Genomic DNA, 13,213 nt, shown 5'->3' with positions numbered 1-13,213 from the left:
AAGTAGGTTCAGGTTACCTATAATTCTTTCAGTAATGTTTACGATTAAGAGATGCGGAGTGAATCATAATGACATTTTATAAAGTGCAACATCAAGTTCAGGATAACCGGACAGGAAAGACGAGCAAAAGAGGTAACATGAAGTTACTGTGGACGGGTTTCCTTATTCTCACTTTGCTGGTATTGTCAGCGTGTGGGCAGGATAGTTCCAATAGTGCGAAGATTGTGGAAGGCAAGGTAAACGTTGTGACGACATTTTATCCTGTATATGCTTTTACGACGGCAATCGGTGGTGAGGATGCCAATGTCATTAACCTGCTGCCAACGGGAGTAGAGCCACATGACTGGACTCCGAAGAGTCAGGATATTGTTAATACGTCCAAGGCACAGCTGTTTTTCTATAATGGAGCTGGACTGGAAGGATGGGTGCCGAATTTCCTGAAGTCGCTGAATAGTGATACTAAGGTGAAGTCTGTTGCCGTCAGCGAAGGGGTTAAGCTGTTAACCGCTGAGGGTGATGATGGGCACGGTCACGGTGAAGAGCACGAAGACGAGCATGCGGATGAACATACAGATGAGGCTACCAGTGAAGATGTCGCTGATCATCATATTGATCCACATACGTGGGTTAGTCCGAAATCGGCCATGATCATGGCTGAAAACATCAAAAATAGTCTGGTCGAAACAGATCCTGATCACAAAGCAGGTTACGAACAACGTTATGAAGAGCTTCGTACGAAGCTTGAGACGCTGGATCAACGTTTTACAGATGAATTGGCTAACGTACCAAACAACGAAATTGTTGTCTCGCACCAAGCGTTTGGCTACCTTGCACGTGATTATGGATTAACCCAGCATGCCATTATGGGACTTTCCCCGGATGCTGAACCGACAGGACAGGATATTGTGAAGCTTGCGAAACTGGTTAAAGATGAAGGCATCAAATACATTTTCTTTGAAGAGCTGGTATCTGACAAATTGGCGAAAACACTGGCAAGTGAAGCAGGCGTGGAGACCATGGTCCTTAATCCGGTTGAGGGATTGACCAAGGAGCAGGCAACAAACGGGGATGATTATTTCACCCTCATGGAGAAAAATTTGCAAAATCTGCTGATCGCATTAAAATAAGATAGAATGAAGGATTCAGGTCGAAGAGTCTTTACCGTTCGCGGTGAAGGCTCTTAGGACGCTATGGGATTCTTATATATAAAGAAGGGCGGCTTTGCCATGCAGCAAATCATGCCACTATGTCATGATCCAATTATAGAGATCGAGAAACTATCATTTTCCTACGGGGACCAGCGAGTGATTGAGAATCTCGATTTTATGGCCCAGGAACGGGACTTTGTCGGGATTATAGGTTCCAATGGGGCGGGTAAAACGACATTGCTGCGCATGCTGGTAGGACTTCTTCCTCCTGCGCAGGGAGATATCAAACTATTCGGACAGTCGATCCGCAGGTTCAAGGACTGGGAACGAATCGGGTATGTACCTCAAAAGAATGCATTTAACCCGTTATTCCCTGCGACCGTTCGTGAAGTGGTCATGTCCGGTTTGTACAATAACAAAAACATGTTCCGTCGTATGTCTCGCAAATGTCAGCAACAGTGCACGGATGCGATGCAGGTTATGCGCATTGAAGATCTGGCGAACAAAAGAATTGGCCAATTGTCCGGCGGACAGCAGCAGCGTGTATTTCTTGCACGAGCGCTTATCAATCACCCGGATCTGTTGATTCTGGATGAACCCACAGTAGGTATTGATGCTGAATCACAGGCCAGTTTCTTTGAACTGATTACCCATATGCATGAACATCACCGGATGACTTTTCTGATGGTGTCACATGATATGGATCGGATGGAGAGTTATCTGGGTTCTGAAGCTGCCGTAACGAATGGCAAAATTAATTTTCATGTCCGTCATTCGCATGAGGTACAGGATTGTGCAGAGACCAATCTGCAACATACTACTGCACAGGTACGCTAGCCGTATGTATGGCCCATTAGATTAGAGTAAGTAAGGCCGAAGGAGTCGTGTTTGTTTTGGAAATATTAATGAGTGATTTTTTTCAGCGTGCGCTGGCGGGTGGGTTGTTAATCGGCATTACCGCTCCGTTAATCGGACTGTTCCTGGTCTTGCGGCGGTTATCCATGATCGGGGACACCTTGTCTCATGTGACCATTGCCGGGGTTGCACTTGGATTCCTGATCGAAGTGTATCCCATTGCGGTGGGCTTGATATTTGCCGTACTTGCTTCATTTGCGATAGAGAAGTTGCGCAAAGCGTACAAGAGTTACGCCGAATTATCGATCGCCATTATCATGTCCGGTGGCGTGGCTCTTGCTTCCTTGTTCTTTACGCTGGGCAAAGGATATAATGCAGATGTCATGAGTTATTTGTTCGGCAGTATATATACATTAGACGCTACGGATCTGAAGCTTGTAGGTGTGGTTACGCTGATCGTGGTGATTGTAGTGGCATTGTTACATAAGGAATTTTTCCTGCTCAGCTTTGAGGAAGATGCGGCAGCGGTTACAGGGTTGCCTGTGAGAATTCTGAACATGTTAATCACTGTGATGACAGCACTTGTCATAAGCACGGCGATCAAGATTGTTGGTGCGCTTCTGGTGTCAGCGCTATTGACCATTCCGGTAGCGGTCAGCCTGTTGATGGCTCGAAGTTTTAAATCTGCTATTATTTTGTCCGTGGTGATCGGCGAAATTGCCGTAGTCCTTGGACTGGTTGTAGCAGGTATCTGGAACCTCGCACCTGGAGCAACGATTGTATTACTGCTGATCATGATGCTGATTCTGACGATGATTGGAAAAAAAGGGTTCCGAGCCTGACGACTGAACGAGCAAGCACGTGAGCCCGGGGAAGGGAGACACCGCTTCATGCCTGATGTTAATGTATGGATGGCTTTTGTAGCAGGTTTGGTCTCATTTATATCACCATGTTGTCTTCCGCTGTATCCATCATACCTCTCCTACATTACAGGGATGACGGTGCAACAATTGAAGGATGACCGCAATCAGCGCGAAGTCCGCTTTAAGACCATGACGCATACGCTGGCGTTTATTTTAGGCTTCTCGGCTGTATTTTATTCGCTTGGCCTTGGTGCTGGACTGTTTGGCCAATTTTTCAATGATAACCGAGAACTGATTCGGCAATTGTCTGCGATTTTGATTATGCTTATGGGGTTATTTTTGCTTGGTGTGTTCAAGCCGCAGTTTCTGATGAAGGAACGCAAGCTGGATATGAAATGGAAACCAGCAGGCTATCTGGGCTCTTTTATATTTGGTATCGGTTTCTCAGCAGGTTGGTCGCCTTGTATTGGCCCTATTCTAACAGCGATCATTGCAATGGCTGCAAGTGAGCCCACAACCTGGTTGGCGTTGATTACAGGTTATACGGCAGGGTTTGCCATCCCATTCTTCATTTTGGCCTTTTTCATTGGATCGACACGCTGGATTTTACGGTATTCCAATGTCATGATGAAAGTCGGGGGAGCATTAATGTTGTTCCTTGGGGTATTGCTTTTTACAGATCAGATGACCAAGATTACGATCTGGTTGCAGCAGATTACACCAGACTGGATGATTATTTAAACGGATGAACTGAATTTGAATTTAAAAATGCATGACAAAGCAGGCTACATGTTAACCAGAGTCACTCTGGGTCATGTAACCTGCTTTTTAATCGTTTGTTATAAATGCCTGCCTATACGAGCATATCATTACGGGCAGTCGCGTTTTTCGTTTAGGTGAAGTAATCAATACTGGCTAGTGGGAAATGTTCAAAGATCCGTTCCGTAATGAATTCGCGCAGCGCATCTTGCTGGTCATCTTTATACACATACTTGTACTGGCCCCAGCGGCCCCATTTCATTTTACGTTTCTCGATATCCATCTCCAGCTTGGTTTTAGGATAACGTTTCTCAATGGTTGCTTTGGCCGTTTTGGTAAAACGGTGCTGGATCATCTCAAAGGTAAGATCCTTGGTTGCTTCCTCTGGAAGCGTATCTGCCAGCTTCTGCAACAGATCCGAGTATCCTTCTTCCCAGCCTTCATACCACATAATAGGAGCGATAATGAATCCCAGGGGATAACCGGCGTGTGCAATTTTGCCAGCAGCTTCAATGCGTTCCTCAAATCTGGAGGTAGCCGGTTCAAAGTTTTTGATAACATAATCCGAATTGACACTAAACCGGATACGAGTATGGCCGTTATGCTTAATGTTCAGCAATGGATCAACGTGATGATATTTGGTTACGAATCGCAAACGCCCATATTCTTCTTCCGCCATAAAACGGATCAAGTCACTTAAATTTTCCGTGATATGTTCGAGTCCTACGGGATCAGATGTACAGGCGGCTTCAAATCGTGTGATTTCAGGCGCGCGTTCTTCGATGTATCCTTTGGCTGCCTGAATGATCTCCTCGGTATTAACATAGACACGGACATAAGGTTTCGCACCAAGTGTCGTTTGAAGATAACAATAATGGCAGTGCCCCATACAGCCGGTAGAGATGGGAATGGCATATTCCGCTGAAGGTTTCGACTGGTCAAACTTGAGTGTTTTGCGCACACCAACGACCAGAGTACGCTTCGCCATCCGATACTTTTCTTGTTCGGTTTCACCGGGCAGGTTTGTGATTCGGTTATGGGATGTGGTCATTTGATAAGGGATGTTTTTGGATGTGACCCATTCCATAATCCGTTTACCTTTATCATATTCCAGCGCACCGGGTTCAAAATACACCAAATCGGGAATAAAGGGTTTAGTACCTTTTGCTTTACGAACTGGCGGAGAGGCTACACTTGTACTCACGAAATCACTCCTTTCGTTGCGGAACTTTGCTTAGTTTGCCTCGTTTGGGGAGAAGTCACGCCTGCCAATTACTTGTGTAACAGCGCGCTCTGAACTGTGCAGGACTTGCCAATGCGTATTGATAACATGTATCATTATAAGATAGGGACCAGGCACGAATAGGGGCCGGTCAGAGAGAAAAGAGGGAAGCAGATGCCAACGCCCAGTATGGAAGATTATTTGGAGCGTATATACAAATTAATTGATGAAAAGGGCTATGCTCGTGTGTCTGATATAGCTGAAGGACTGGAAGTACATCCTTCATCGGTGACGAAGATGATCCAAAAGCTGGACAAAGACGAGTACCTGATCTACGAAAAGTACCGCGGACTGGTGCTTACGCCAAAAGGTAAAAAGATGGGCAAACGTTTGATGGAGCGCCATCATCTGCTTGAACAATTTTTGACAACGATTGGTGTTCAGGAACAAAATATCTACAATGATGTTGAAGGCATTGAACATCATCTGAGCTGGGACTCCATTACATGCATTGAGTCCTTGGTTGAATACTTCCGTCAGGATGAGAGCCGGTTGCGTGACCTCAAAAACCTTCAGGATGTCATGAGTAATACGGAGTCTTAAGTTTCAGCAGTGGAATACACATGGTGATATATAATGAATTGTATCCTGTGATCAAAGGATGCTTCTTGCCGTTTCAATGGCAGGAAGCATTTTTTTGTGTGCAATCACACCATAATTTGGTGATTATCGCAACTAAACGAACGGTAGGAGCGTCTATTAAACTAGTAGAATTTACCGCAAATTTATAATGATTTTGGAGGACTGCACTAATGAACGTTCGTAAAGGATTGATGCTGCTGCTCATTTTTGTACTTGGATTACAGACAGCAGGCATGACGGCACAAGCGGCCGGGCAGAAGGAAATCGCTATTTTTCTAGACGGCAACCGTTTGGAATCGGATGTATCACCCTACATCCTGCCCAAAGTAAATGTAACGATGGTACCTCTGCGTGTTATTAGCGAAGGACTGGGTGCGTCTGTTCTATGGTCTCAAGCTACTCGTACCGTGACCATTCAGAAATCTGATTCGGTCATCTCTATGACGAGCGGGCGCCAGCAGGCAACCGTGGATAACGCTGTAGTTGGTCTGGATGCATCGGTCGAATTGAAACAAGGTCGGGTCATGGTACCCATTCGATTTGTCAGTGAGAACCTGGGCATTCGAGTGAACTGGAATCAAGCAGCCCAGACCATTGATCTGTACACAGGAGACGAATCAGTCCCAACTCCTGAACCAACCCCGGTAACCCCAGCGGAGCCTGGAGGCACGGGTACTGTACCAGCTTCTGAAGAGATGCGGGGAGCCTGGATTTCCACTGTGAATGGAGACTGGCCTTCATCCGGTGCCAAGGGAAATGTAGAGAAGCAAAAACAGGAGTATACGAAACAGCTAGATACGTTGCAAGGTATGGGCATTAATGCTGTATTTGTCCAAGTGAGAGCCAATGGGGATGCCATCTATCCTTCAGGTTTGGTACCTTGGAACAGCGTATTGACAGGAACACAAGGTAAAGATCCAGGTTATGATCCCCTCGCGTTTATGGTCGAGGAAGCACATAAACGAGGTTTGGAGTTCCACGCCTGGTTTAATCCGTTTAGAGCAACGAACTCAGCAAGTACATCAAACTTGGCTGCAAACCACATCTCGAAGCTTCATCCCGACTGGATTGTGAATGCATCCGGCAAAATGTACATTAACCCGGGTATCCCGGAAGCCAGACAGCATATTATCGATACGATCATGGAAGTGGTCAATCAGTATGATATTGATGGTGTACATCTGGATGATTATTTCTATCCATCCAATGTGACTTTTAATGATGATGCAGCCTTCAAAACCTATAACACATTGAATACCAAAGACCGTGCTGAATGGCGTCGGGACAATATTAATCAGTTCGTCAAGCAGCTCGGACAGAGCATTCACAGGGTGAAAGGTAACGTTGAATATGGAATTAGTCCATTTGGTGTATGGCGTAATAAATCCGTTGATCTGACTGGCTCTGATACCAAAGCGGGAGTAACCGCGTATGACAGCATGAATGCAGATGTGCGGACATGGATTAACCAGGAGTGGATCGACTATGTCGCTCCGCAGGTATATTGGAGTATGACACTGAGTGTAGCCCGATACGACAAAGTTGTGGACTGGTGGGCGAATGAAGTGGCTAATACAAATGTAAAATTGTATATCGGTCACTCTCCTTATAAGTTAGGTACGCCGGAAATTGGCTGGCAGACTTCACAGGAGATCATCGATCAGCTGAACTACAACAAAAAGTATGGTTCGGTCAAAGGGGATATTTTCTTTAGTTCACAGCACCTGACGAAGAATCCTCTCGGCGTAATTGCCAAATTAAAAGCGTACTATGGTCTCTAGAACATTTTAACGATACAGTTATAAGACAAACCCTTGTTCTCATAGAGTGGCAGTAGAAACGTGGCTGCCTGGAGAACGGGGGTTTTGTTGTGTTAATTAACGCGGTGTTTGAAGGTGGAGGCGTCAAAGGAATCTCGCTTGCGGGTGCTGTGCAGGGTGCTCAAGATTGTGGCATTCAGTTCAATCGGGTGGCTGGCACATCATCCGGCTCCATTGTAGCTGCTCTGCTAGCGGCGGGTTACCGGGCCGAAGAGATGAAAGTCATTATCGAGAATACACCCTTTGTTTCATTGCTGCGTCGTTCCCCCATATTTAATACCCGATGGATTGGCCCCGCAGCGAGGCTGTTCTTGAAGAAAGGTTTGTATTCGGGGGAGGCATTGGAATCATGGATTCGCAAGATGCTGGAGCAAAAAGGGATTCGCACATTCGCTGACTTGCCACTAGGCAAGTTGCTTATTACCGCATCCGATATATCCAATGGGACCATTCTGGTGTTGCCAGACGATATTCGGCGGTTCGGCATTGACCCTGCGAAGCTGGATGTTGCAAAGGCGGTACGTATGAGTTGCAGTATCCCATATTTTTTCGATCCGGTAGTCATACGCAAGTCGCCGATATTTTCCAAAGGTCTTCCTTTTCAAGATCAGTTCGTTTATGTCGTGGATGGTGGATTGCTTAGCAATTTCCCGTTGTGGCTCTTCGATGGTGATCGCTCGGAACGAGGAGGAGACGTTATTCCGGTTGTCGGATTCAAAATGGTAGGGAAGACGGAAGTAGAACCTGCCCGGATTAAAGGACCGCTAAGCATGCTTCAGGCCCTTGTAGAGACGATGCTCACAGCACATGATGAACGCTATATCGAACAGATTAACCGGTTTCGGACAGTGAAGATACCAACGCTAGGCATTAAACCGACGCAATTTCATTTATCGTTACAGGACAGCACAGCCTTATATCGATCAGGCGCAACAGCAGGGAACGAATTTTTCAACGGATGGAATATGAAAATGTATGATGAACAGCTGGACAAACAAAGAAAAGAATTGCGCAAGAAACAAGCAGAAGCTCCACCTCTGATTCCTGTATAAACGTGAAAAAAGCAATTCTCCGCATGTTGGGAGAACTGCTTTTTTGTATGTTCAGTCGATATTAGTGAAATTTCGGTATATCTTCATCGCTTTTCCCTTTTTGTCCCTGAATCACTTGGAAAGGATAATCCTTGCGTTTCTTTGAAGAGCCGCTGCTCTTTCTGGCACTGGACTGTGCATTAACTTTCGCCATGGTTCGTGCCGATGGTTTAATCTTCGGTGTTTTGGCTTTGCTTGCCCAGCGACGAGGCGGATATTTGTACAGCAGGAATACAGCTCCGAACACGACCAGAGGAATAATGATCCTGGATGGACTAGCGTTCCCCAGCCAAGTCAAGACTCCAACAGCAGCTAGTGCGATGAACGTCCAAAATAAGATTGCCTGCTTGTTCATATCATTCACCCTTTCACAGGATCGAGTGTTGCAACAGGTACTTCTGACGTAGCAGAGACATTGGCAAGCTTGGCATCCAACTCACGCATACGGTTAAACGAAGCAATGGATACTTCTACCTGTTCGTTGGTCGGTTCTTTTGTTGTCAGCAATTGCAGCCACAATCCCGGGTATCCAAGATAACGCAGTACAGGAATATCACGTACCGAATTCGTGAGCTTTAACAGTTCAAAAGAAATGCCTAGCACAACTGGCAATAACAACAGACGCTGACCCATCCGTTCCCAGAGGTTATCGTACGTGAAGAGGGAGTATAGAAACACTCCGATAATGACAGTCAACATAATGAAGCTGCTTCCGCAGCGGTAGTGCAGTCGGCTGTACTTTTGCACGTTCTCCGGTGTCAGTTCTTCACCAGCTTCATGTGCGCTGATTACTTTGTGTTCCGCCCCATGATACTGGAAGAGACGTTTAATCATCGGTGTCTGTGAGATTAACCACAGATAAGCGAGTAACAGGATCAGCTTAATGCCGCCTTCCAGTAAATTATGCAGAAACTGATTGTCGAATGCATTTTTGAATAGAAAATTCTCGATAACAACAGGAAGCAATGTGAGCACAACTTTACCAAAAAGGAATGAAAGGATGGCGACGGCGGTCACACCAATGATCATGCTTAGGCTCCAGCCCGAACCTTCTTTCTCTTTTTGCTTGGCTTTCTCTTCAGGTTCCAGTTCATCATCAGCATAGGCGTCAGCAGAATAATTGAGATGTCTGCTACCTTTGACACTTGAATCTATAATGCTGACAATTCCGCGTAATAAAGGAATCCGCCGCAATTTCATGACCCAGGACTTGTCTTGCTTGGGAACTTCCAGATACGTAATTTCGCCGTCTTTTCTACGAACAGCTGTAACGTTGACATGTTTCCCACCGAACATTACGCCTTCAATGACAGCTTGCCCCCCATAGCTGACAGGCTTGGATTGTTGAGGCAAATTATTCACCTTCCTATTCTGTTCTAGGCCTTCGCGATCAAAGGCAGTTTAATAACCCTATTGTATCGAATTTTAAGACCAATTTCTAGTTTGTGAGTCAAACCTTGAAGGATGTTGTTAAGATTGTCCTGTTTTGAACATACTACCTCGTAGAATCGGAGCGGAAATTTGAGGCATAATGCGGGATTATCAACTGAATGAAGGAGAATATCGATGACAGAACGTAAGCATGAAGATACATCACAAGATGAAGGTCAACGACCCAATGAGCGGCAGCCAAAGTACAAGGGCAGGCGCCCTACCCAGAGGCAAGGTCAAGCACACTACTACACCAAGCCATTTTCCTTTGCGTTAGAGCTTGGCTTTTTTGCCGGTTTTATCTGGGGTGGGCTGCATTGGCTATTCTATCTGTTGCATTTTACGATTGTACCTGTCGGATTTCTGGCCGAGCCTTTTTTCAAACATGAATATATATATACCGCAGCAGGACATTTGACAGGTTGGCTGTTTTTTATCGTCTTTTCCATCTTGGCATCCTTGTTATACACGTTCACGATTAGAAAACTGAAAGGGCCGTTACCCGGCATGGTGTATGGAATCGTCTGGTGGCTGATTCTCTTTATCCTGGTAGGACCCAAACTGGGGATGATGAAACCTTTGAATGGTTTAACGTGGGATTCAATCATCACGGAACTCTGTTTCTTTTTGCTGTGGGGGCTGTTCATTGGTTACACGGTAGCCATGGAGTACACGGACGAACGCAAACGCGAGCCGGAGCAAGCGGGGGCATAGCGCAAAAAAGCTTCTCAATCCGGCAATGGCTGTGTTAAAATAGCAGATGGTTATTTGCAGAGAGGGTGGAGCAGCGATGAAACGAATTATTGTGATCAATGGTCCGAACCTGAACATGCTTGGTGTACGCGAACCGGGCATCTATGGAACGCTTAGTCTGAAGGATATTGAGGACAAAATTCGCAGACAGGCTGACGAAATTGGCGTCTCCATCGCTTTTTATCAATCGAACCATGAAGGGGACATCATTGACCGCATTCATGCAGCGATGGGTGAGGCAGACGGAATAATACTGAATGCCGGAGCATTTACCCATTATAGCTATGCTATACGTGATGCAATCAATGCTGTAAAAGTCCCTACGGTTGAAGTACATCTATCCAACATTCATGCACGCGAAGCGTTCAGACATCATTCAGTGATTGCAGCGGAAACAATCGGGCAGATTGCCGGATTTGGCGAAGTAAGCTATGAACTGGGATTGCTGGCTCTTGTGCGTCATCTGGACAAACAAACCTGAGCCGGGAACCCGGGAATGTGAGAGAAAGAAGGGTTACCGATGGAAAACAAACGAGTAAATAAGTTGCGTGAAGCCATGCGTGAGCATGAACTCACTGCAATGCTGATTACAAACCCGATTAACCGTCGTTATATGACGGGCTTTACAGGCTCGGCGGGATATGTGCTGATTACGGAACAGGATGCATATCTGCTGACTGATTTCCGCTATATGTCACAAGCGCCTCAGCAAGCCAAAGGATTTACCGTTGTGGAGCATGGAGCTAAGCCGATGGATACGGTGCGCGAATTGCTGACATCCGCGAATATCAAAGAAGTGGGCTTCGAGCAGGATAGCGTCACATTTGGCACGCATTCCGCTTATGCTGAAGCACTTCAATCTATCGAACTGGAAGCTGTATCCGGGATCGTGGAGCAACTTCGTATGTTCAAGGATGAAGATGAGATCGCGGTTATGCAGAGAGCAGCAGATCTGGCGGATGCCACGTTCAGCCACGTTTTGCAGTTTGCAAAACCAGGTATGACGGAGCGTGAAGTGGATCTGGAGATGGAGTTTTTCATGCGTAAACATGGAGCAACGTCCTCTTCGTTTGACACCATTGTAGCATCGGGTGAACGTTCTGCTATGCCTCACGGTGTAGCGAGCAGCAAGGTCATCGGACAGAATGAGTTAATTACATTTGACTTTGGTGCACTTTTGGACGGATACTGTTCAGATCTGACACGTACCATTGCAACAGGTACACCTGTACCTGAGCTGCGCAAAATTTATGACATTGTACTGGAAGCTCAGTTACATACGCTGGAGAACCTGAAACCGGGCATGACCGGACGGGAAGCAGATGCATTGGCTCGTGATATCATTGCAGGTCACGGATATGGAGATCAATTCGGACACAGCACAGGCCACGGCCTGGGTATGGAAGTTCACGAAGCTCCACGCTTGTCCAAGCTTAGCGACGATGTATTGAAACCGGGTATGGTTGTTACCGTTGAACCGGGTATATATATTGACGGGCTTGGCGGCGTGCGAATCGAGGATGATGTAGTGATTACCGAGACGGGTATTCATATTCTAACGAAGTCGGACAAGAAGTTCACCGTAATCGGCTAAATTACAGCCACAGGGATATAAGACGATTTTTAATGTGTTATTTAAATTGGAAATAAGAAATTTCACCATAACGGAGAGTGCAGAACCAATCTGAAGAAGCGAAGCGTTCGCCTTTATCACCGAATTTTCCCATTGATAATGGGATCAAAAAATCTGGGGATAACAGCGATCCGAGGATGGTACTGCAATCGAAGTGAACGAGGTGGCCATTCTTGGGCTCATTTTACATATAACATTAATCCATCGTCTTATATCACCTACTTTTTAACCATATCAGGAGGGATTTTTTGTGATTTCAGTAAACGATTTTAAAACAGGCTTGACCGTGCAAGTAGATAACGATATCTATACCGTGCTTGATTTCCAACACGTTAAACCAGGTAAAGGCGCTGCCTTCGTACGTTCCAAATTGAAAAACCTGCGTAACGGTAACACCGTTGAAAAAACATTCCGTGCAGGCGAAACGATTGGTCGTGCCATCATCGAAAACCGTGGCGTATCCTACCTATATGCAAGCGGTACAGAGCACACATTCATGGATAACGAAACATATGATCAGTTCACATTAACTAGTGATCAACTGGAATGGGAATTGAACTTCCTGAAAGAAAACATGGTCGTTAAGATTGTTAGCTACCAAGGTGAAATCCTGGGAATCGACTTGCCAACAAGCGTTGAGTTGAAAGTTATCGAGACTGAGCCAAGTGTTAAAGGTAACACTGCACAAGGCGCTACCAAAAATGCAAAAGTGGAAACAGGCTTGAACGTACAGGTTCCTTTGTTCATTAACGAAGGTGACGTTCTCCTGATTGACACACGTGAAGGTAAATACTCTTCCCGTGCGTAACTTTCACAGCTTGTAAGCTAAAAAAGGTTATTAACAACCCTTTGCCATTCCTTTGGCAGAGGGTTTTTTCGAAAAAAGATTAGCCTATCAGGCGCTTTCGTAATATACTGGGTTAAAGTCATTTCTCGTAGAGAATAATGACGATGGACATTAATTATGCATACTGCACAAGGTAGGGAGTGGATTTG

At 45.7% G+C, this 13,213-nt stretch carries 14 protein-coding genes; 11 read left to right on the top strand and 3 right to left on the bottom strand.

Features of this window, described 5'->3' with window-relative positions:
- Nucleotides 1–68: 68 nt before the first annotated feature.
- The 4 genes from MHB85_RS20650 (at nt 69) to MHB85_RS20635 (ending at nt 3,607) form a co-directional block, all read left to right on the top strand.
- Complete coding sequence (locus MHB85_RS20650) at nt 69–1,127, top strand: metal ABC transporter substrate-binding protein (protein ID WP_105599545.1); 1,059 nt, start codon at nt 69–71, stop codon at nt 1,125–1,127.
- A 111-nt stretch (nt 1,128–1,238) separates the two neighbouring features.
- On the top strand, nt 1,239–1,985 hold the full coding sequence (locus tag MHB85_RS20645) for a metal ABC transporter ATP-binding protein (protein ID WP_341073625.1): 747 nt from the start codon (nt 1,239–1,241) through the stop codon (nt 1,983–1,985).
- A gap of 56 nt (nt 1,986–2,041) precedes the next feature.
- A complete protein-coding gene (locus tag MHB85_RS20640; RefSeq protein ID WP_017687569.1) occupies nt 2,042–2,845 on the top strand; it encodes a metal ABC transporter permease in 804 nt (267 codons plus the stop codon).
- A gap of 48 nt (nt 2,846–2,893) precedes the next feature.
- On the top strand, nt 2,894–3,607 hold the full coding sequence (locus MHB85_RS20635; RefSeq protein ID WP_036614418.1) for a cytochrome c biogenesis CcdA family protein: 714 nt from the start codon (nt 2,894–2,896) through the stop codon (nt 3,605–3,607).
- A 151-nt stretch (nt 3,608–3,758) separates the two neighbouring features.
- Here the strand turns inward: MHB85_RS20635 and splB are convergent, their stop codons facing one another.
- A complete protein-coding gene (gene splB / locus MHB85_RS20630) occupies nt 3,759–4,829 on the bottom strand; it encodes a spore photoproduct lyase (RefSeq protein ID WP_047843632.1) in 1,071 nt (356 codons plus the stop codon).
- Nucleotides 4,830–5,021: 192 nt separating this feature from the next.
- Here splB and mntR point away from each other — a divergent pair, with 192 nt between their 5' ends.
- The 3 genes from mntR to MHB85_RS20615 all read left to right on the top strand — a co-directional run bounded on the left by mntR (nt 5,022) and on the right by MHB85_RS20615 (nt 8,361).
- Nucleotides 5,022–5,450, top strand: a complete 429-nt coding sequence (gene mntR / locus MHB85_RS20625) for a transcriptional regulator MntR (RefSeq protein WP_036614415.1) — start codon at nt 5,022–5,024, stop codon at nt 5,448–5,450.
- 209 nt (nt 5,451–5,659) lie between these two features.
- Complete coding sequence (locus MHB85_RS20620; protein ID WP_091018149.1) at nt 5,660–7,270, top strand: family 10 glycosylhydrolase; 1,611 nt, start codon at nt 5,660–5,662, stop codon at nt 7,268–7,270.
- 89 nt (nt 7,271–7,359) lie between these two features.
- The gene (locus MHB85_RS20615; protein WP_105599541.1) at nt 7,360–8,361 is read left to right on the top strand and encodes a patatin-like phospholipase family protein; all 1,002 of its coding nucleotides are present in this window, start codon (nt 7,360–7,362) and stop codon (nt 8,359–8,361) included.
- Between the two features lie 61 nt (nt 8,362–8,422).
- Here the strand turns inward: MHB85_RS20615 and MHB85_RS20610 are convergent, their stop codons facing one another.
- Complete coding sequence (locus MHB85_RS20610; RefSeq protein ID WP_091018145.1) at nt 8,423–8,755, bottom strand: hypothetical protein; 333 nt, start codon at nt 8,753–8,755, stop codon at nt 8,423–8,425.
- A 5-nt stretch (nt 8,756–8,760) separates the two neighbouring features.
- Nucleotides 8,761–9,753 carry a DUF1385 domain-containing protein gene (locus MHB85_RS20605; protein WP_047843628.1) on the bottom strand — a complete coding sequence of 331 codons (993 nt, stop codon included), beginning with the start codon at nt 9,751–9,753 and terminating at the stop codon, nt 8,761–8,763.
- Between the two features lie 213 nt (nt 9,754–9,966).
- Between MHB85_RS20605 and MHB85_RS20600 the strand changes: the two genes are divergently transcribed.
- From MHB85_RS20600 to efp, 4 genes are all read left to right on the top strand, one after another.
- A complete protein-coding gene (locus tag MHB85_RS20600; protein WP_091018144.1) occupies nt 9,967–10,545 on the top strand; it encodes a YqhR family membrane protein in 579 nt (192 codons plus the stop codon).
- A gap of 76 nt (nt 10,546–10,621) precedes the next feature.
- The gene (gene aroQ, locus MHB85_RS20595) at nt 10,622–11,065 is read left to right on the top strand and encodes a type II 3-dehydroquinate dehydratase (protein ID WP_036614400.1); all 444 of its coding nucleotides are present in this window, start codon (nt 10,622–10,624) and stop codon (nt 11,063–11,065) included.
- Between the two features lie 39 nt (nt 11,066–11,104).
- Complete coding sequence (locus MHB85_RS20590; RefSeq protein WP_105599539.1) at nt 11,105–12,178, top strand: M24 family metallopeptidase; 1,074 nt, start codon at nt 11,105–11,107, stop codon at nt 12,176–12,178.
- 289 nt (nt 12,179–12,467) lie between these two features.
- Entirely contained in the window at nt 12,468–13,025 is a 558-nt protein-coding gene (efp, locus tag MHB85_RS20585; RefSeq protein WP_017687580.1) for an elongation factor P, read from the top strand.
- Nucleotides 13,026–13,213: the final 188 nt, after the last annotated feature.

Origin of the sequence: Paenibacillus sp. FSL K6-4396 (genome assembly GCF_038002525.1) — a bacterium.
GTDB lineage: Bacteria > Bacillota > Bacilli > Paenibacillales > Paenibacillaceae > Paenibacillus > Paenibacillus amylolyticus_B.
The sequence above is the reverse complement of the archived record's forward strand: the minus strand, read 5'-3'. Positions and strand labels throughout refer to the sequence as shown.